Annotated in this window: 12 protein-coding genes; 5 read left to right on the top strand and 7 right to left on the bottom strand. The window is 73.7% G+C overall.

From position 1 onward, the window contains the following. Positions 1-34 precede the first annotated feature (34 nt). Complete coding sequence (locus ABD998_RS04145) at positions 35-2,965, bottom strand: UPF0182 family membrane protein (RefSeq protein ID WP_345436205.1); 2,931 nt, start codon at positions 2,963-2,965, stop codon at positions 35-37. 49 nt (positions 2,966-3,014) lie between these two features. Then, positions 3,015-4,139, bottom strand: coding sequence for a YlbL family protein (locus ABD998_RS04150; RefSeq protein ID WP_345436207.1), 1,125 nt, complete (start codon positions 4,137-4,139; stop codon positions 3,015-3,017). Between the two features lie 121 nt (positions 4,140-4,260). Between ABD998_RS04150 and ABD998_RS04155 the strand changes: the two genes are divergently transcribed. Continuing rightward, a complete protein-coding gene (locus tag ABD998_RS04155) occupies positions 4,261-5,661 on the top strand; it encodes a zinc-dependent metalloprotease (RefSeq protein WP_345436209.1) in 1,401 nt (466 codons plus the stop codon). A gap of 785 nt (positions 5,662-6,446) precedes the next feature. Here the strand turns inward: ABD998_RS04155 and ABD998_RS04160 are convergent. Continuing rightward, a complete protein-coding gene (locus ABD998_RS04160; RefSeq protein ID WP_345436211.1) occupies positions 6,447-8,156 on the bottom strand; it encodes an ATP-dependent helicase in 1,710 nt (569 codons plus the stop codon). Next, positions 8,153-9,049 (bottom strand): NAD(+) diphosphatase, encoded by an 897-nt coding sequence (gene nudC / locus ABD998_RS04165; RefSeq protein WP_345436213.1) that lies wholly within the window; start codon positions 9,047-9,049, stop codon positions 8,153-8,155. Before nudC ends, ABD998_RS04160 begins: the two co-directional genes overlap by 4 nt. 64 nt (positions 9,050-9,113) lie before the next feature. On the opposite strand from nudC, the gene ABD998_RS04170 reads away from it, so the two are divergent. Beyond that, on the top strand, positions 9,114-10,388 hold the full coding sequence (locus tag ABD998_RS04170; protein WP_345436215.1) for a phosphotransferase: 1,275 nt from the start codon (positions 9,114-9,116) through the stop codon (positions 10,386-10,388). A 57-nt stretch (positions 10,389-10,445) separates the two neighbouring features. Here the strand turns inward: ABD998_RS04170 and ABD998_RS04175 are convergent, their stop codons facing one another. Further along, positions 10,446-13,919, bottom strand: a complete 3,474-nt coding sequence (locus ABD998_RS04175; protein ID WP_345436217.1) for an ATP-dependent DNA helicase — start codon at positions 13,917-13,919, stop codon at positions 10,446-10,448. After that, the gene (locus ABD998_RS04180; protein WP_345436219.1) at positions 13,916-17,128 is read right to left on the bottom strand and encodes a PD-(D/E)XK nuclease family protein; all 3,213 of its coding nucleotides are present in this window, start codon (positions 17,126-17,128) and stop codon (positions 13,916-13,918) included. The genes ABD998_RS04175 and ABD998_RS04180 overlap by 4 nt, the downstream gene beginning before the upstream one ends. A 139-nt stretch (positions 17,129-17,267) precedes the next feature. On the opposite strand from ABD998_RS04180, the gene ABD998_RS04185 reads away from it, so the two are divergent. Then, positions 17,268-17,492 (top strand): DUF3107 domain-containing protein, encoded by a 225-nt coding sequence (locus ABD998_RS04185; protein WP_345436221.1) that lies wholly within the window; start codon positions 17,268-17,270, stop codon positions 17,490-17,492. Between the two features lie 2 nt (positions 17,493-17,494). Beyond that, on the top strand, positions 17,495-17,785 hold the full coding sequence (locus ABD998_RS04190) for a hypothetical protein (RefSeq protein WP_345436224.1): 291 nt from the start codon (positions 17,495-17,497) through the stop codon (positions 17,783-17,785). A gap of 1 nt (position 17,786) precedes the next feature. Here the strand turns inward: ABD998_RS04190 and ABD998_RS04195 are convergent, their stop codons facing one another. Beyond that, positions 17,787-18,506, bottom strand: a complete 720-nt coding sequence (locus ABD998_RS04195) for a ferritin-like fold-containing protein (RefSeq protein ID WP_345436226.1) — start codon at positions 18,504-18,506, stop codon at positions 17,787-17,789. Positions 18,507-18,696: 190 nt separating this feature from the next. On the opposite strand from ABD998_RS04195, the gene ABD998_RS04200 reads away from it, so the two are divergent. Beyond that, positions 18,697-20,112: a DEAD/DEAH box helicase gene (locus ABD998_RS04200; RefSeq protein WP_345436228.1), complete on the top strand. Its 1,416-nt coding sequence runs from the start codon at positions 18,697-18,699 to the stop codon at positions 20,110-20,112. The last annotated feature ends 13 nt before the right edge of the window (positions 20,113-20,125 follow it).

Consider the following 20,125-nt stretch of genomic DNA (forward strand, 5'->3'; position numbering starts at 1 on the left):
GCAGGTCGAGCCTGCGAGGCGCCATCCGACGGGGTCACTCCCCCGCGGCGTCCTCGAACGCGAGCAGACGCTCGAGCGCGTCGGTGAGGTCGGCGTCGGCCTCGGCGTAGGCGACCATGTCGCCCGCCTCGAGCGCCGCCTGCTTCTCGTTCAGCGCCGTCTGCGCGTCGGCGAGAGCCGCCTCGTACGTGTCGGTCGACGGCGCCGAGGGCTGCGGCGTCGGATCGGTCGACGGCTCCTCCGTCGATCCCTCGTCGATCGGCTGCTCGGTCTCGGGGTCGACCGGTGTGACGTCGGAGTCGCCCGTCTCCGCGCCGGACTCGCCGCCGAACAGCGCATCGAGCGACTCCGCGAGGGTGTCCTCGAACGCGAGCTGGTCGCCGAAGGCCACGAGCACCTTGCGCAGCAGCGGGTAGGACGTGCCGCTCGTCGACTGCACGTAGACCGGCTGCACGTACAGCAGGCCGCCGCCGACCGGGAGCGTCAGCAGGTTGCCCAGCTGCACGTCGGACGAGCCGATCGTGAGGATGTTCATCTCGTTCGCGATCGCCGAGTCCGAGTCGAACGAGTTCTGCACCTGACCGGGTCCGGGGACCGTGGTGTCGGCGGAGATCTCGAGCATGGTCAGCTTGCCGTACTCATCGCTCACCGCGCCCGCCTCCGAACCGGCGTCCGAGTCGACCGCGAGGTACCCCATGAGCACGTTGCGCGACCCGCCGTCGGGGATGAACGTCGTGAACATCGAGAACGTCGGCTCCTCCTCGTCCGGCATGCGCATCGAGAGGTAGTACGGCGGCTGGAGCGCCTGGTCGTTCGTCGGGTCGTTGGGCGTCGTCCACGCGTTGTCGCGCTGGTAGAACGCCCGCGCGTTGTCGACGTGGTACGTGCCGAGCATGGCTCGCTGCACCTTGAACAGGTCGGTCGGGTAGCGGACGTGGCTCATGAGCTCGCCCGACATCTCGTCGATCGACTTCAGAGTGGACGGGTAGATGTTCTGCCACGTCTGGAGGACCGGGTCCTCCTCATCCCACGCGTACAGCGTGACCGAGCCGTCGTACGCGTCGACCGTCGCCTTCACCGAGTTGCGGATGTAGTTGATCTCGTCGATGAGGAGGTTGGGCGTCGGGTTCGTCGAGTCGCTGATCGCCTGCGACAGGCTCACCTGCGACGAGTACGGGTAGGTGGCGCTCGTCGTGTAGCCGTCGACGATCCAGACGATGCGGCCGTCGACGACCGACGGGTACGGGTCGCTGTCGAGCGTCAGATAGGGCGCTGCCTTCTGCACGCGGGTGAGCGGGTCGCGGTCGTACAGGATCTGCGAGTCCTCGTTCACGTAGTCGGAGAAGAGGATCTGCTCGGACTGGAACTTGAGCGCGTACAGGATGCGGTGGAAGAAGCTGCCGACGCTCGGGCCGCCGTCGCCCTCGAACGTCGTGTTCGTCTGCGAGGCGCCCTCCTCGCCGGCCGGGTAGTCGAGCTCGACCGGCTCCGTGCCCTCCGGGGCGCCCACGATCGAGTAGGCCGGGTTGCTCTCGCCGAAGTAGACGCGAGGCTCGTACTCGAGGTCGGACAGGATGCCGCTGGAGGGGATGTTGCTCTCGATGAAGACGGGCTCGCCCTCGTTCGTCCGCTCGTTGCCCTTCGCCGCCACCATGCCGTAGCCGTGGGTGTACACGAGCGTCGTGTTGTTCCACGTCTGCGCGTCGGCGTCGAGCTGCCCGAGGTCGAGCTCGCGCACGGCGACGACGGTGTCCTGCGTCTCGCCGTCGACCTCGTAGCGGTCGACGTCGAGCGTGTCCTGGAACCCGTAGTACGCGCGGAACTGCTGCAGCTGCTGGACCGTGGGGCTGATGACACCCGGATCCATGAGGCGGATCGAGGCCGTCGTGTCGGCGTCGTCGCGCAGCTGGCCGGCCTCGGCGTCGGTCTCGGCCGCGAAGGGCACCGTCTCGATGCCGTCGAGACCGTACGCGGCGCGCGTCGCGTCGACGTTCTTCTGGAAGTAGTCGAGCTCGTACGCCTGCTCGTTGGGGCGCACCTGGAAGGTCGTGACCGCCCACGGATATCCGACGCCCACGACGAGCGAGGTGACCACGAGGAGCGCGGTCGCGATGAGGGGGTACCGCCAGCGCCCGATGATCGCCGTGACGAAGAACAGCAGGGCGACGAGCGCCGCGACGATCGCGAGGATGGTCTGCCCGGGGATGACGGCGTTCACGCCCGCGTAGCCGGGTCCCGTGATGCGGTCGCCCTGATCGACCATCGTGTAGAAGCGGTCGAGCCAGATGCTCGCGGCCTGCGCGAGCAGGTAGAGACCCGCCGTGATCGCCAGCTGGATGCGAGCCGGCTTCGAGATGCGCAGCTCGCCCTGTCCGATGCGGACCGAGCCGTACAGGTACGACACGAGCGCCGTCACGAGGAGGCAGATGAGCACGACCGCGAGCACGAAGCCGACGACGGCCGCGTAGAACGGCATGGCGAACATGTAGAAGCCGGTGTCGAGACCGAACTGCGGGTCGGCGTCGCCCGTCGCGGTGCCGTTCGCCCACAGCCATGCGGTCTCCCACTGCGACGACGCCGCGAAGCCCGCGAAGAAGCCGAAGAACACGGGGATGCCCCACATCGCGAGGCGACGGAGCGGCTCGACGACCTCCTGATAGCGGTCGAGCTGCGAGCTGAGCCGCGCGTAGACCGGACGCAGGCGGTAGGCGAGGAAGATCGCGAGCCACACCGGCACGGCCATCCCGGCGAAGCCGATCGCGAACATGATCACGCGCGCCGTCCACTGCGTGAGCAGCACCGACTCGAACTCCAGCTGCTGGTACCAGAGGAAGTCCGTGTACAGCGAGGCGAAGGCGAAGAAGGCGACGACGAGCGCGGCGATGACCGCCAGCGAGATCGTCACGATTCTTCGGAAGGGGGACGGAGTCGTGGCCGGAGTCGGCGCCGAGGTCGAGGTCACCATGCCATCCTAGGCATGCACCGCCCGGGCATCGCCCGGACAGAGGCAACGCTCAGCCAGTCGTGCAGGTGGGCAGCGCGCCGGTCTCTCCCGCCGCGATCGCCTCCACGGCGGCGAGGGCGTCGTCGAGGGTCGAGATGGAGAACACCTGCAGACCCGCGGGGACGTGCCCGACGACCTCGTCGCAGTTCTCGGCCGGAGCGAGGAACCAGTCGGCGCCGGCGCCGGACGCCCCGTACAGCTTCTGGCGGATGCCGCCGATGGCCCCCACCGTGCCTGCGGCGTCGATCGTGCCCGTGCCGGCGATCTCCTCGCCGCCCGTGAGCGCGCCCGGGGTGAGGGTGTCGATGATGCCGAGCGCGAACATCGTGCCGGCGCTCGGTCCCCCGACGTCCTCCAGCTGGATGGTCACGTCGATCGGGAAGTCGAACGCGGTCGTCAGATAGACCCCGATCGCCCAGGAGGTCTCCCCGTCGGCCTCCACCTCGTCGGGGACGATCTCGACGTCCTGCTCCGCCCCGTCGCGCTCGATCGTGAGGACGACGGCGTCGCCCTCGCCCGCCGCGATGATCTCCTTCAGGTGCTCGACGTCCGACACCGGCTCGCCGTCGGCCGCGACGACGACGTCGTCCTCCGCGAGCACGCCGGCCGCGGGCGACTCGTCGCTGGTGGGTCCCACGACGCGCAGGTGCGCACCCACGTCGTAGCCCAGCTGCGTGAGCGCCGCCGCGGTCGCCTCGGCCTGCGAGTCGACCATCGCCACGGCGTTCTGCTCCTCGCGCTGCTCGGTCGTCTGCCCCTCCGGGAAGACGGAGTCGAGCGGCACGACGGCGCGGGCGGGGTCGAGCCACGCGAGCGCGAGCTCGAACCACGACGGCGTGCGCTCGCGGTTGCCGACGACCTGAACCGTCGTGAGATCGAGCGATCCCGACGTCTCGTACGTCTCGGCGTCCGCGACCTCGATGAGCGGCACCTCCCGCCCGTCCGAGTCGACGACGCCGCCGATCGTGTCGTACACGGGACCCGGCTGCTGGATGACGAAGGACGTCGGGAGGAAGGTGATGACCACGAGCGCGAGGAGCGCGGCCGTGAGCGCCCAGATCCCCGCGACGGTGCGACGCGAAGCGGACACCCCGCGCGTGCGCTCCGGTCGGGGCTGATCGTCGGTGAGGGTCACGGGCGTCCTTCGGCTGTCGTTCGCGGGTGGCGTAAGCGCATCCGCCTCGCCGCGGGAGGTGCGGCGACGGGCGCGATTAGCCTAGATCGGACAGAGCGAGACCGGCTGAAAGGCGGCTGACGTGGCAGACGACGACAGGACTCCGGAGGAGGAGTTCCAGGAGCTCATGCGCCGGCTCATGAGCGGCGGATCCCTCGATCCCGAGCAGCTCGCCCGCATGGCGGGCATGCCGGTCGATCCGGCCGCGCTCGGCCAGATGATGCAGCAGTTCCAGGGGATGTTCGCGGGAGCGCAGGACGGCGCGATCTCGTGGGACGCCACCCGGCGGCAGGCCCTGCACATCGCCAACCAGGACGGCCGCATCGTGACCGACGGCCAGAAGACCGACCTCGACCAGGCCTTCGCGCTCGCGGGCCTGTGGCTCGGCGAGGCGACGACGCTCTCCGCGACCGCGGAGGTCCCCCGCGTGGTCACGCGCGGGCAGTGGGTCGAGGAGACGCTGCCGGTCTGGCAGGAGATCGCCGAGCCGGTCGCGACGAGCATCGCGGACGCCCTCACCGAGGCGCTGCGCACGCAGGTGCCCGAGGAGATGCAGGAGCTCGTGCAGAACGCCGGCCGCCTCATGCGCGGCGTCGGCGGCACGCTGTTCGCCACCCAGCTCGGCCAGGTCGTCGGCAAGCTGTCGCTCGAGGTCGTGAGCGGCGCCGACGCCGGAGTGCCCGTGCTCGCCGCCGGAGCCGCCGTCATCCTGCCGCAGAACTTCGCCGAGCTGGGCGCCGGGCTCGAGATCCCCGACGACCAGCTCGCGCTCTACATCGCCGCCAGGGAGCTCGCCTCGGCGCGCCTCTTCCGCCACGCGAAGTGGCTGCGGCTGCACATCATGTCGCAGATCGCCGACTACGCACGCGGCATCCACGTCGACGTCGAGGCGCTCGAGGACATGGCGTCGCGGCTCGACCCCTCCGATCCCGAGGAGCTGCGCCGCGCGCTCGAGAGCGGCGCCCTGCTGCCCGCGCAGAGCGACGCGCAGCGCGTGGCCCTCGAGCGCCTGGAGAACCTGCTCGCGCTCGTCGAGGGCTGGATCGACGTCGTCACGGCCGACGCGACGTCGCGCGTGCCCCACCTCGACCGGATCGCCGAGGCCATCCGCCGTCGGCGTGCGGAGGGCGGACCGGCGGAGGACGCGCTGGGAGCGCTCGTCGGCCTGCGCCTGCGTCCGCGGCGCCTGCGCGAGGCCGCGGCGATGTGGCGCGCCGTCACCGACGCCGTCGGCATCGCCGCGCGCGACAGCCTCTGGGACTACCCCGACCTCATCCCCGACGCCTCCGACATCGACGACCCCGCCGCCCTCGTCGCGCGACTCGAGGCGACGGCGCGCGGGGAGGAGCCGGCGGCCGACGAGGTGGACGACGCGCTCGCCCGGCTCCTCGCCGAGGAGGCTGGCCGCTCGGACGAGCCGTCCTCGGACCACGACGAGCGCCCGGACCACGACGAGCGCCCGGAGGGCGACCGCCCCGTGTGAACCTCCTGTCCACAGGGGCGGCTCCGGCCGGACGCCGTCGCCGCCCCTGTGGACAGCCGCCGCGCGGCCCGCGGAAGCGGAGCACAATCGCGCTATGGCGTTCCTCCTCCTCGACCCCGCGCGGCCGCCGCTGTGGCGCGACGAGGCGACGCTGCAGCTCGGAGTCGACTCCGATATCCGGGTCGTCGAGCCGGCGCCCTGGCAGCAGCGTCTCATCGCCCGGCTCATCGACGGCGTGGAGGACGACCCCGTGTCGCTCGGCTTCGCCGTGGGCGCCGAGCCGGCGGAGATCGAGTCGTTCCTCGCCGCCCTCGCGCCCGCCGTGCTGCGTCGTCCCGACCCCGCCGCCGTCCACGTCGTCACGTCGGACGCGGTCGCCGCGGAGACGGTGACGGCGCTGTGCACGGCGCTCGCCGGCTGCGGATGGGCGGCGGAGTGGGTGCCGCCGCACACCGCCGGGAGCCGCGTCCCCGTCGTCCTGCTCGCCCATCACGCCGTCGCACCCTCCGCATGGGCGCCGCTCATGCGCGCCGACGCCGTGCACGCGCCCGTCGTCTTCGCGGCCGAGCGCGCGGAGATCGGCCCCGTCGTCCGCCCGGGCACCGGCCCGTGCCTGTCGTGCCTCGCGGCGCACGAGCGCGACCGCGATCCGGCGTGGCCATCCCTCGCGGTGCAGCTGCTCGCGCGGCCGCCCGCGCCCGTGCCGGACGCGCTCACGGTGAGCGCCGCCTGGATCGTCTCCGAGCTGCTGCGAGCCGATGCCGGCACGACGCGCTCCGCCGTCGTCAGGCTCGACGGGAGCCGCGAGTGGCGGAGCCGGCGCCCGCACGCAGAGTGCCTGTGCCGATCTCCGCGAGGAAGCGCGACGGCTCACGCTGCAGTCGACCCGACGCCGAAGCGCGCGGCCACGACAGGGAGAGCGATCGCCGCGCGCGCGTGATCCCGACGTAGGCGAGGCGCCGCTCCTCGTCCACTCCCTCGAGGGAGGTGGCGTACGAGATCGGCAGCAGCCCCTCGGCGAGCCCGAGGAGGTGGACGTGCGGCCACTCCAGGCCCTTCGCCGCGTGCAGGGTCGACAGCGTCACCGTGCGCAGCGTCGGCTCGTGCTGGTCCTTCGCGCGCGCCATGAGCTGCTCCGTGAAGGCGCGCAGCGTCGTGCCCGGAGCGGCCTCCTCGGCGAGGCGCAGGATGGCGGCGCGCGCCTCCCACGCGTCTCGCAGCGCCCCGCCCGCGGCCGGGGCCTCGTCGCTGTGTCCGAGGCTGCGCAGCACGTCGCGGACGGTGTCGGCGAAGCCGCCCTCGCCCGGCGAGATCGCCGCGCCGCGCAGCGCCATGACGGCCTGCCGGACCTCCGGCATGTCGAAGAACCGCCGCCCGCCGAGCACCGTGGTGGGCACGCCCCGCCGGGCGAGCGCGTCCTGGATCTCCGCCGACTGCGCATGCGCGCGGTACAGCACGGCGATGTCCGACGGCGCCGCCGTCTCGAGCTGGGCGACGATGGCGTCGGCGACGCCCTCCGCCTCGAAGTGCTCGTCGTGGTAGCCGGTCACGACCGGCACGTCGCCCGCCGCGGCATCCGGGGCGGGCTCGAGCCGGAGCGCGCCGGGCCGTCCCCGCATGAGCGCGTTGGCGACGGCGATGACGGCGGGCGCCGACCGGTAGTTGCGCTCCAGCCGCACGACCGTCGCATCCGGGTAGCGGCGCTCGAAGTCGAGCAGGAACCTCGACTCCGCCCCCGTGAACGAGTAGATCGTCTGGCTCGCGTCGCCGACGACGCACAGGTCGCGCCGGTCGCCGAGCCACAGGTCCAACAGCCGGCTCTGCAGGGGCGACACGTCCTGGTACTCGTCGACCGTGAAGTGCCGGTACTGCTCCCGCACCGCCCGCGTGACCTGCGGCTCGGCCTCGAGCATCCCCGCGCAGGCGAGCAGGACGTCCTCGAAGTCGAGCTGCCGGCGTTCGTCCTTCACGCGCTCGTACGCGCGCATGAGGTCCACGAGAGCCGACGGCGTGAGGGCGCCGACCGAGCGCTGGAGAATCGCGTACTGCGCGATCGACCGCATCGTGACCTTGCGCCACTCGATCTGCGCCGCCACGTCGCGCAGGGTCGCCGTGTCGGGCCGGAGGCGCAGCCCGTCGGCCGCGTGCGCGAGGAGGCGGACCTTGTTGTCGACGATCGTGGGCGCGACATCGCCCGTCACGGTGGGCCAGAAGAAGTTGATCTGCGCGAGCGCGGCGGCGTGGAACGTCTTGGCCTGCACGCCCTCCACGCCGAGGGCGCGGAGGCGCCCGCGCAGCTCGCCGGCGGCCTTGGCCGTGAACGTCACCGCCATCACCCGGTTCGGCGTGTACGCGCCCGTGTCCACACCGTGCGCGATGCGGTGGGTGATGACGCGCGTCTTCCCCGCCCCGGCCCCCGCGAGCACCGCGACGGGACCGCGCAGCAGAGAGGCCGCGCGCCGCTGCTGCTCGTCGAGGGCGTCGAGCGGGCTCACGCTCCCTCGTACCAGGAGCGGATGAGCCGGTGCGCGATCGACGCGGGTCCCGGGAGCGACACGTCGCCACGGCCCGCGAGTCCCTCTCCGATCTCGTCCCGCGAGAACCAGCGCACGGAGAGGATCTCCTCGCCGTCGGCGCGCGCCTCGTCGTCCGCGACGGTCGCGGCGTGGAACCCGAGCATGAGCGAACGGGGGTACGGCCAGGGCTGCGAGCCGACGTAGCGGATGTCCGCGACGCGCACCCCCGCCTCCTCGGCGATCTCGCGGTGCACGGCCGTCTCGAGCGACTCGCCCGCCTCGACGAAGCCCGCGAAGCACGAGTACATGCGGCCCTGCCACGCGGCGTTCGCGCCGAGGAGGAGGCGGGATCCGTCCTCGCTCGCGACGGCGACGATGACGGCGGGATCCGTCCGCGGGAAGTGCTCGCGGCCGCACACATCGCACACGCGCGACCATCCCGCCTGCATGCTCGTCGTCGCCCCTCCGCACGCGGGGCAGAACGGCGCCTCGACGAGCCAGCGGCCGATGGCGATCGCCGCGACGAGCGCCTCCAGCTCGCCGTCGGCGAGATGCGCGCCGACCTGGCGCAGCGGGGCCCACTCGGGGGCGGCATCGGGCCCCGCCGCGGCGAACGGCTCCCCATCGGCGGCGAAGGCGGCCACCACGACGCCGGCGCCCGTCCGGTCGCGGCCGAGGAACGCCCAGCGGGCGCCCTCCGCGACCGCCGCCGTCGGGACGAGCAGCAGACCGCCGGCGGCGACGGGCGCCGCATCGCCGCGGACGACCAGGGCGCGGGTCGCGGGATCGTGCAGCAGAGCGTCGAGCAGGCCGGGCGCGATGCGCTCCCCCGCGCTCCTGTCGATCGTCAGCGGGGCGGCATGCGCGGCCATCCGGTACCTCTCTCACGGGCGTGGCGCGGGGGGACGGGCGCGGCGTCGACCTAACCTGGTCTCCATGCCACGCTCTCTCCTCACTCTAGCCGCGGCCGCGACGGCCGCCGTGCCCGGTGCGGAGGTCACGGGCGTCCGCGCATTGACGTCGGGCGGTGCCGGCCGCAACAGCGCCGCGGTCGCGACGCTCGCCGACGGCCGCGAGCTCGTCGTGCGGGTCCCCGTCGACGAGGCGGCCGAGCGGGAGCTCTCCGCCGACGTCGTGGCGCTGCGCGCGCTGACGTCCGGCGTCCGGCGGATCCTCCCGTTCGACGCACCCGCTTTCCACGGCACCGTGCCGTTCGACGGCACCACCGCGGTCGTGACGTCGTATGTGCGCGGCTCGCAGGTGGAGCCCGCCGACATCCCCGCCGGCCGGGGGGCAGCGAGCTCGATGGGCGCCGCCATCGCGGCCGTGCACTCGCTCCCGGGCTCCGTCGTCCGGTCGGCGGGTCTGCCGGTCCGCTCCCCCGAGCAGGCCAGGGCGGAGGTCGAGAGGGTGCTCGACGCCGCCGGCGCGAGCGGACGCGTCCCGGTCAGGCTCATGGTGCGCTGGCGCGAGGCTCTCGAGGATGATCGGCTGTGGGCCTTCGAGTCGGCCGTGAGCCTCGGCGGGGCGGCCTCCACCGCCTACGCCGTCGCCGACGACCTGGCCGGCGTGGCGAAGGTCGCCGGCGTGCTCGACTGGCACGGCCTGTCGATCGACGACCCGGCACTCGATCTGCGGTGGACCGCGTCCGCGCCGCGCTCGGCCGACACCATCCTCGAGACCTATGCCGTCGCGGCGCATCGCGCCCCCGATGCCGCGCTTCGCGTCCGCGCGCGCCTGCACGCCGAGCTGGAGTTCGCGCACTGGCTCGTGCACGGGCTCGAGACGCACCGGCCCGACGTCGTGGACGACGCCGCAGCACTGCTCGAGTCGCTCTCCGACGGGGTGCGCGACGATCGCCTGCTGGCAGGCCTCGCCGCCGGCTCGTCCGACGTCGACGACGCCCTCGCCGCGATCGACCGCGTTCCCGACACCGCCGCCGCGCCCCCGTCGGCCGACACGTCGATGCAGACCGACGCGTACGATCCGTCCCTCCTCTCGCTCGACGCCGAGGTCGGCTGGGACGCGCCGGAGCCGGAGGCGCACCCCGACGACGTGCGGACGGGCGCCGTGCCCACCGACACGGTCCCCGAGATCCGTCTGCCGTCCGCGCAGCCGGCCGACGACGCCGCGAACGCGACCGTGCCGCTCGACATGGACGAGCTCATCGCGCTCGAGCGCGAGACCGAGCGGCGACGCAATCAGGGGTAGCGCCGCCGCGCGCCGCGAAGCGCGCGCCGACCGGCCGCCCCGGCGGCGAGCCCGCCGTCAGCGGCGGAGCGATCCCTGGGCGGCATGCCAGCGGCGCGCCACCTCCTCCGCCGTGAGAGGCCGCTCGTCCCTCAGCACGAGGTCGTCCGGCACGTAGTAGAGCGCGACATCGATGCGGTCGAGCGGCACGCCGTGACGCCGCGAGTACGCGAGGCGGTAGAGCGCGAGCTGGAGCATGCGCTCCTCCCGCTCCTCGGGTGTGCGCGGCGCGCGGCCCGTCTTCCAGTCCACGATCTCGATCCGGTCGCCCCGGGCGTAGACGGCGTCGAGCTTGCAGATGACGATGTGCCGCGGGGCGCCGTCGACGGCGGGGAGCGGGAAGTCGATCTCGGACTCCACCTCGAGTGGCTCGAGTCCTGCCCACTCGCTCCGCAGGAACACGGCGCGGAGCGCGTCGAGCGCCGCCTCGTCGTCCGCCGACACCTCGGTCGTCGGACCGGCGGCGTCCTCCCACCCCTCCTCGTCGCTCTCCCACAGCGCATCGTCGATCGACGCCCCGGCGCCGGCGGCGCCCGATCGCTGCTCCACCCACTGATGGAACAGCGTGCCGATGCGGGTCTGCCGGTAGGGCCGTTCGGGAAGCGGCCGTGCGATCGCGGCGACCGTGCCGCCGAAGTCCCCGACGTAGTCCTTGAAGCGCGAGGCCGGGATGCGCGTGGGCACGGCGAACGTCCTCCCCCGCTCGCGCTCCGCCCGCTCCGCGAGCAGGCGTGCGAGCTGCGGCGAGGGCGCGGCCTCCGGCGCCGCGCGCACGAGCTCGGCCGCCTCCGTGACACGCGCACGGCGGGTGCCGAGCGGGTCGAGGGGCCACTGCCGCGTATGCGCGGCTCCGTCGTAGGGGTTGTCCTCGGGGTCGGTCCCGGGGATCGGAGGAAGACCGAGCGCCGCCATCGTCTCGACGAGGTACGGGCTCGGCGTGCGCGGGGTCTTCTGCCCCGCCCAGTGGGCACCGGTGAGCAGGAGTTCGGACCGGGCGCGCGTGATGGCGACGTACGCGAGCCGCCGCTCCTCCGCCTGCTGATACGAGCGGTACGCGCCCTGGAAGCGGTGGAGCGCGCCGCCCTCGGGGCGCGCCTTCGTGACCCCGCTCGCGAGCGCGTCGAGGGCGGCCTTGTGCCGCTTCGCCGGGTCGTCGCCCGCCAGTCGCATCTCGGCGTCCGGATCCCACGAGAAGCGCGGGAGGGCGGCGGCGTCGCCCCGGAGCTCGAAGGGCAGCGCGCCGAACCCGAACCATCCCGACGTGTCCTTGGGAGTGCCGGGGAGCTCGCCGTCGACGAGCCGGACGACCGCGACGGCATCCCACTCCAGTCCCTTGGATCCGTGGATCGTGAGGAGCTGGACGACCCCCGGCTCGGGGGGCTCGGGACGCGGCATGAGCTCGTCGGCGCGCTCGGCGCGCTCGAGCCAGGCGAGCAGGCTCCCGATCGTGCCGCGCTCATCGGCGGAGAGGAAGGCCCTCACCTCGTCGACGAACGCGCGCAGCTGCAGCCCCGCGACGCGTGCGGGCCCGCGCGACTCGTTCGCGGCCAGCTCGATGTCGATGCGCAGTTCGAGCTCGATCAGGCGGATGAGGTCGGGGATGGGCTGCCCGGCGGCGCGACGCAGCCGCTCGAGCATCTCCCCCGCCTCGCGCAGACGCCGGCGTCCGTCAGGCGTGATGGCCTCGAGCAGCCGGTAGCCGTCGGGCGCCGTCCGCACGAACTCGACCGCGTCCACGATCGAGACGGCCTCGTCGGCCCCGGACGAGGCCCTGACCCGCTCGCGGACGTCGTCGGGAAGCGGCTCGAGCGCCGCATCGCGCACGGCGAGCGTGGCCGCGAGGTCGTACAGCGCCGCCATGTCGCGCACGCCCACCGCGAAGCGCGGCCCGACGAGCAGCCGGATGAGCGCCGACCCGGACGCGGGATCGTGCACGACCCGCAGCGCGGAGACGACGTCGGCGACCTCGGGCGTCGACAGCAGGCCGCCCAGGCCGAGGATGCGGTGCGGGATCCCCCTGGCTCCGAGCGCGGCCGCGAACGTCTGCATGTGGCGCTTCGAGCGGAACAGCACGGCGCCCGTGTGCGGCTTCGCCGACCCTGCGTGCGCATGCGCCTCGCGGGCCTCGGCGAACCAGTCGGCCACGGCGAGCGCCTCGTCGTCGACGGTGTCGGCGAAGCGCACGGACACGCGGCCCTCGCCCGCGCCCGGTCGGGGCTCGAGCGGCGGCACCGCGAACGCCCCGGCCCGCTGCAGCGGACGGAGCACCGTGTTCGCGGCGTCGAGGATGCGCCGGTCGTTCCGCCAGCTGGTCATGAGGCTGAAGGTCTCCGCCTCGCCCGTCGGAGCGAAGGCGCCCGCGAACGCGTACAGGTTGTCGGCGCTGGCACCGCGCCACCCGTAGATGGACTGGTGCGGATCGCCGACGGCCATGACCGCGCTGTCGCCGAACAGCTCGGCGAGGAAGCGGGTCTGGATGACCGACGTGTCCTGGTATTCGTCGAGCAGGACGACGCGGTGCTGCGCGCGGAGCTCCTCGCGCACGGCGGGCGCGGCCCGGATGATGTCGGACGCGCCGGCGACCTGGTCGGCGAAGTCGAGCACGCCGCGCCGCGCCTTCTCGTCCTGGTAGGCGCGCACGAGCTGCGTGAGGACGGGGAGGCTCGTGAGGTTCGCGAGGGCCTTCTCGACGTTCCTGCGCTCGGCGTAGGGCTCGAAGGAGGCCGCCACCCGTCGCGCCACGGCGTCGACCTCGTCGGGGTCGGCGCGGTGGTCGAGCATGTCGCCCGCGAGCCCCTGGACGGAGTCGATGAGGGTGGAGAGCGCCCGGTCGACATCCTCGATGCCGGGGAGGTCGGCCCTCAGCACGACGGCGCGGGCGATGAGCCATGACGCCGACGCGCTCAGCATGGCCGCATCGGGGTCGCGGCCGATCCGCGCGGCATGCTCGCGGACGATGCCGTCGGCGAAGGCGTTGTACGTCGCGACGCGCGGCCGCGCGAGCAGGTCGCCGAACGCCCGGGGGGCGGACGGCGACCAGTCGGTGCCGTACGATCGCGCGAGCGCGTCGAGCACCTGCGTCCGCACGGCGTCGCGCTGCGCCCCCGGCTGCGCCGCCTCGATGCGCGCGAGACCGCCCTCAGCGACGATCCGCGGGAGGTGCGGGAGGAGCCCCCGCCGACCGAACTCGTCGACGAGGTCGAGCCGCGCCGCGATGCGCTCGGCGAGCTCGCCCGCCGCCTTCCGCGTGAAGGTGAGGCCGAGCACCTCGTCGCGGCGGACGAGGCCGTTGGCGACGAGCCAGACGACGCGGCCGGCCATCGTCTCCGTCTTGCCGCTCCCCGCACCCGCCACGACGAGCGCGGGCGCGAGCGGGGCCTCGATGACGCGCTGCTGCGCGGTCGTGGGGGCGGGCTGGCCGAGCGCCGCGGCGAGATCGGTCGCGGCGATCCCGAGTCCCGCGGAGCCGCTGGGCGACGCGGTGCCCGTCATGCACTCACCGCCTCGATCGTGTGGATGCGGCAGAGCTGGACACGCTGCGCATCGGCGCAGTGGTCCTCCACCTGCGCCGTGAAGCTCGCCGCCGACATCCCGCGGGCGGCGGCGACGACGCGCTCGAGGAACGCGGCGCGCGACTCGGGGCCGAGCGCGTGCTGGTGCGCGACGCGGTAGTCGCTCTTGGCGAGGGTCTGCGACACGATCGCGAGCCGCGCTCCGGCGAGCGCGGCGGGATCGGCGCCGGGGACGAGTCCCTCCTGCACGGCGATCTGGTATGCCGCGAGCTGGGCGTGCTCGGCGACGGCGGCCTCGCTCGTCCGGCTCTCGCCCTTGCCGCTCTTGAGATCGACGACGACGACGCGCTCGCCGTCGGCCATGGGCGTCCACTTCGGGCCGCGCGCGGGCGCGTGCTCGCCGCCGCCGGGCGGATACGCCTCGACACGGTCGATGCTGCCGCGCACGACGGCGAGCCCCGCCGCCGCGACGGCATCGCCGACGACGACCGCGGGCTCACCGCCCTCGGAGCCGCGCGTGTCGACCCCGAACCGGAACTCCGCCTCGGATGCGAGGGTCCTCCCTCCGTCGCGGGCGACCTCGCGGAGGTAGGCGTGCAGCCGCTCGACGTACTGGTCCGCTCGCCGGCGCTCCTTCCGCGCGATCCACGGCGTCTCGAAGTCGAGCTCGCCCCATCGCTCGTCCACGACCGCTCGCAGGCCCGCGAGATCGCCGTCGGGGTGCCGCTCCATGGCGGCATGCAGGATGGTCCCGATGCCGGCGGACGGCGCCGTCGCGGTGTCGCCGCCGAGCGACGAGATCGCCCATCCGAGGCCGCACTCCTCGAAGGCCTCCAGCCGCGACGGCGAGACGCGTGCGGGCTCGACGGCGAGATCCCGCAGCGGAGCCGCGGTGGTCGGCTCCGCGACGCCGTACCAGTCGCGCGGATCGGCGCCCGCGACCCCCGCGGCGGCGAGGGCCCGCAGCTGCCCTGCCGCCTCCGCCCGAGCGGATGCATCGTGCCCGGACGTGAGCGTCCGCCGGTGGTGGGCGACGAGTCCTCGCAGCGTGAGCGGATGAGCGGCCTCGTCGAGCGGGTCGGGGGCGGGCAGGAGGGCGAAGAGCGGGCTCGGCCCCATGTCGTCGTCGTCGACCGCCGTCACGAGCAGCCGTCGCCGAGCGCGCGAGGCCGCACGCGCGAACAGGCGCAGCTCGTCGTGGAGGGCGGCCCTGCGCCGGTCGACGACGTCGGCCGCGATGTCGGCGCGGCCGGCGCGGTGGGCGTCGACGGCGTCCGCGAAGCGCCAGGTCTCGAGCAGGCCGCCGCGCAGCCGCAGGTTCGGCCAGACGCCGTCCTGCACTCCGGCGATGACGACGGCGTCGTACTCGACCCCGAGCGCGTTCGCGGGGGTGAGGAGGGCGACCGCGTCGTCGCGATCCGGCGACGACAGCGTGTCCTCGGGAACGTCGCTGTCGAGGATCTCGCGGATGAACGGAAGCGGCCCCTCGTGCGGGTTCCGCTCCACCGAGCGCTTGGCGGAGGCGAACAGCGCCACGAGGCCGTCGAGCGCGCGCCCCGCCTCCGCGGCGAGCGGCCCCTGGGCGAGCGACAGCTCGTGCCAGACTCGTTCGAGGCGCCTGCCCTCGCTCGTCCTCGCGCGCTCCCACGCGGTCCAGAGCAGCTCGTGGATGGTCGCCCCGCGGGCGCCGTCGTCGTGCAGCACCGCGAGCGTTCGCGCGAAGCGCGCGGCCGTGCGCGCCTCCCCCGTGTCGACGAGGTCGAGCGCGACGGGGTGGGCGATGGCGTCTCGGAGGAGCTCGCGAGCGGGGCGCGAGCCGCCGGCGGCGAGCTCGGCGTGCCGCAGGTGCGCCCTCAGCCGTCGCAGTCCCACGCCGTCGAGACCGCCGAAGGGCGAGCGGAGCGCATCGAGCAGCGCGTCGTCCGTGCGCTCGGCGGCGGGCAGGAGCCCGAGACGCACCACCTCGACGATGTCGCGGACGGCCGACTCGCTCCCCAGCGGACGCTGCACGCCGGCCGCCCTCGTGGGCACCTCGCGCGCCGCGAGCTCCGCTTCGAGCGTCGCGACCTGGCGGGTGTCGTGCGCGATCACGGCCATCCCGCTCCACGCCATGTCCTCGTCGAGGTGCCAGCCGCGCAGCGCCCGAGCGATGCGATCGACCTCCTCGTACGGAGAGCCGCACAGCACGGCCGCGACGGATCGGTCGCCGCCGACGGGCGGCCCCGGCGGCTGCCTGTGCGCGACGACGCCGGCTGCGCCGATCGACTGCGTCGCGGTGCGGACGAGCCGCGCGATGCCGGGTGCCGAGCGGTGCGGCTCGCGCAGCACGAGCCGCGTGCCCAGCGCGTCGGCCAGTCGCGCGAACAGCTCAGGCGCCACGCCGCGGAAGGCGCCGGATCCGATGTCGGGGTCGCCGAACGCGACGACGGCGACACCGCGGCCGACGAGGGCCTCGACGAGGCCGACCCCGCCCCGGGTGAGCTCCTGGGCGTCGTCGACGAGCACGGCGCGCAGCCGTTCGAGGCCCGGCACCGCGCCGCCGCCGCGCACGATGGCGGCGGCCTGGGCGAAGAGCTCCGACACGTCGCGGTGCGGGGAGCGCATCCCGTCCCGGACCATCTCGTAGTCGCGGAGGAAGCCGGCGACGGCCGTCCACGTCTCGGAGCCGAGGGCGGCGAGCTCGTCGGGAGAGACCCCGAGCTCGGCGATCTGGGCGAGCAGCTGACGCAGCTCGGACCGGAAGCCCTTGGTCGCGCGCACGGGCGCCCCCAGATGGGCCGGCCATCTCGCGGCGCCCTCCGCCTCGTCCTCCGCGTCGCCCGCGAGCAGGTCGGCGACGATGCGGTCCTGATCGGCGCCCGTGAGCAGGCGCGGCGTCTCGAGACCCCGGCGCACGGCGTCGGCGCGCACGATCTGGAAGGCGAACGAGCCCGCCGACCGCGCCAGTGGACCGGGACTCGCCACCGGCACCGCGACCCCGAGCACGTCGCGCAGGAGGCTCGCCGACGCGCGGGTCGGCGTGAGCACGAGGAACTCGTCTGCGCCCACGCCGTCGACCGCCATCGCTGCCGCCCGCGCGACGAGCACGGCGCTCTTGCCGGAGCCCGGCCCTCCCACGACCGCGGCGGACGCGTCGATCGGCAGATCGAGGACGGCGCGCTGCGCGGCATCCCATTCCCAGCTCGGCATGCGTCCCACGGTATCGAGCGCCTCCGACATCGCCGCGCCGTGCGGGCGCGCGTTCGCCCTGAGCGTTCGCGCGCTCCCTGCCGCGACCGGTGCCGTAGTGTTCAGGGTGCAACGACACCGCAGACGAAAGGCAGTCACCGTGGAGATCCGCATCGGCATCACGAACTCCGGCCGCGAGCTGACCTTCGAGACGGCGGAGAGCGCAGACGCCGTCAAGACGGCCGTCGCCGCCGCCCTCGACGAGGGCAGGACCCACCTCTCCTTCACGGACGTGAAGGGCAACTCCTACTTCGTCCCCTCCGCCAACCTCGCCTTCGTCGAGATCGGCACCGAGGAGACGCGCCGCGTCGGCTTCGTGGCCTGAGCATGTACATCCTGCTCGCGCTCATCGCGGCGGCGGTCGTCGGCATCGCCGTCCACTTCGCGACGCCGCGGCGCGAGCTGAGGGGCGTCGCGCTCATCCCCGCCGTGGCGGCCGCCGTCGCGGCCGCCCTCTATACGGCGCTGACGTGGGCGGGGCTGGGCGAGGCGAGCTTCTGGCAGTGGGCGATCGTGCTCGCCGCGGCGGCGGCCGCCGCCGTCGGCTCGTCGCTCGTGCTCACGCGGATCCGCGGGGCTCGCGACGCCGCGGCCGCACGGGCCGCTGGCGTGCGCTGACTCAGGACGCCAGGCCGAGCGCGTCCATCCGCCGCGCATGCGCGGCCATGAGCGCCGTGAAGACCGGCTCGACCGCGCGCGCGGCCTCGCCGCGTCCGTCCCCGTCGAGGAGGAGCGCCCCTCGAGCGACGAGAAGCGTGTCGCCGACGAGGCGGCGCGCCCACAACGACAGCAGCGCCCGCCACTCCTCGTCCCCCCGGATGGTCTCGGTGAGGAGCTCCGCGAGCTGACGGCGGTCGTTGTCGGCCCTCAGGATGCGCGCGACCCGGCGTCCGCGCTCGCCGTACCCCGAGGCGAGCGCGAGGTAGAAGTCGTCCAGGAGGCCGGCCGTGATGTGCACGGTCAGCATCGTCTCTCGCGGGCGCGCCCCCACGGTGGCGCGACGGAAGGCGTCGAGGGGCTCCCGGAAGGGCTCCATCAGCTCGGCGGGGTCCGCGTCCTCCTCGCGGATCTCGGCGAGGAGCGCGAGGTGCTTGCGGAGCGCCGCCCCCGCCGCGAGCGAGAGCGCCTCCTTCTCCGCGAGGTCGGGGGTCGCGCGGATGAGCCGGGTGAGGGTCTCGAAGTACCCCAGCTGCAGGTACGCGGCCTGACCGAGGTAGGTCCGCACATCGGGGGCGAGCTCGGGGAACTCGACGCGGACGGCGTCGGAGAGCTCGCCGCGCGGACGCAGACGGAGGATGCGCGCCGGCGTCCGGCGCTTCCAGAACTGCCAGTTCACCACGGGGAGAGCCTACGACCTCGCGGCGCCCGGCCGTGGCGCCGCCGCGCTGCGCAGCACCCCTCGGCTAGGCTGGAGGCGGCCCCGGCGACGGATCGGGGCACCGCGCCTGTGACTGAGAGGGCGTGGACGCATCCAGCGGCAGGCCCTTCCCCCGACCGGGACCGGCTCGTCGAGACAGGCACACAACTCCATGACGTCATTCGCCGAACTCGGCATCGACCAGGACATCGTCGACGCTCTCGCCTCGCGGGGCATCGTCGACGCCTTCCCCATCCAGGAGCAGACGATCCCGCTGTCGCTGCCGGGCCAGGACGTGATCGGCCAGGCCAAGACCGGCACCGGCAAGACGTTCGGCTTCGGCATCCCCGTGATCCAGCGTCTGGGCCCCGATCCCGAACCGGGCGTCAAGGCCCTCATCGTCGTCCCCACGCGCGAGCTCGCCGTGCAGGTGTACGAGGACATCGACCTGCTCACCTCCAACCGCTCCACGAGCGTCGTCGCGATCTACGGCGGCAAGGCCTACGAGGGTCAGATCGAGCAGCTCAAGGCGGGTGCGCAGATCGTCGTCGGCACCCCGGGACGCCTCATCGACCTCGCCGGGCAGCGTCTGCTCGACCTCTCGAACGCGACCGAGGTCGTCCTCGACGAGGCCGACAAGATGCTCGACCTCGGATTCCTCGCCGACATCGAGAAGATCTTCCAGAAGGTCGCCCCGCGCCGGCACACGCAGCTCTTCAGCGCGACCATGCCCGGCCCCATCATCGCGCTCGCGCGCCGGTTCATGTCGAACCCGATCCACATCCGCGCGACCGACCCCGACGAGGGGCTCACGCAGGCGAACATCCGCCACATCGTCTACCGTGCCCACGCCCTCGACAAGATCGAGATCGTCGCGCGCATCCTGCAGGCCGAGGGCCGCGGCAAGACGGTGATCTTCACGCGCACCAAGCGCGCCGCCCAGAAGCTCGTCGACGAGCTCAACGACCGCGGCTTCAACGCGGCCGCCGTGCACGGCGACATGGGCCAGGAGCAGCGTGAGCGCTCCATGGCGTCGTTCAAGGCCGGCAAGAAGGACGTCCTCATCGCGACCGACGTCGCGGCGAGGGGCATCGACGTCGACGACGTCACGCACGTCATCAACCACACCATCCCCGATGACGAGAAGACGTACCTGCACCGTGCGGGCCGCACGGGGCGCGCGGGCCGCAACGGCATCGCCGTCACCTTCGTCGACTGGGACGACCTCCACAAGTGGGCGCTCATCAACCGCGCGCTCGACTTCGGCCAGCCCGAGCCGACCGAGACCTACTCGTCGAGTCCTCACCTGTACACCGATCTCGACATCCCCGCCGGGACGAAGGGCCGCATCGTGAAGGCACCCGTGACGGGCGCGATCGCCACGTCGGACGGGACGGGCCGGCCGTCGCAGCCGCGCCGCGTGCGCCGTCGTCCCGAGGCGGCGCCCGCCGAGGCCGTGGGCGAGGCGGAGGCCGGCGCCGGCACGCACGACGGCGAGGGCCGCGAGCACCACGACGGCAAGCCGGCTCCCGCCCGCCGCCGGCGTCGGCGCCGCCGCGCGTCGGGTCAGGCGCAGCAGGGCGCCTGACCCTGCCGCGTCC

The sequence above is a fragment of the Microbacterium gilvum genome (genome assembly GCF_039543865.1).
Taxonomy (GTDB): Bacteria; Actinomycetota; Actinomycetes; order Actinomycetales; family Microbacteriaceae; genus Microbacterium; species Microbacterium gilvum.

Excerpts from the sequence above, each read along its gene's own strand:
- ABD998_RS04145 (WP_345436205.1), bottom strand. The coding sequence starts at position 2,965 with ATGGTGACCTCGACCTCGGCGCCGACTCCGGCCACGACTCCGTCCCCC.
- nudC (WP_345436213.1), bottom strand. The coding sequence starts at position 9,049 with ATGGCCGCGCATGCCGCCCCGCTGACGATCGACAGGAGCGCGGGGGAG.
- ABD998_RS04170 (WP_345436215.1), top strand. The coding sequence starts at position 9,114 with ATGCCACGCTCTCTCCTCACTCTAGCCGCGGCCGCGACGGCCGCCGTG.
- ABD998_RS04175 (WP_345436217.1), bottom strand. The coding sequence starts at position 13,919 with ATGACGGGCACCGCGTCGCCCAGCGGCTCCGCGGGACTCGGGATCGCC.
- ABD998_RS04180 (WP_345436219.1), bottom strand. The coding sequence starts at position 17,128 with ATGCCGAGCTGGGAATGGGATGCCGCGCAGCGCGCCGTCCTCGATCTG.
- ABD998_RS04190 (WP_345436224.1), top strand. The coding sequence starts at position 17,495 with ATGTACATCCTGCTCGCGCTCATCGCGGCGGCGGTCGTCGGCATCGCC.
- ABD998_RS04200 (WP_345436228.1), top strand. The coding sequence starts at position 18,697 with ATGACGTCATTCGCCGAACTCGGCATCGACCAGGACATCGTCGACGCT.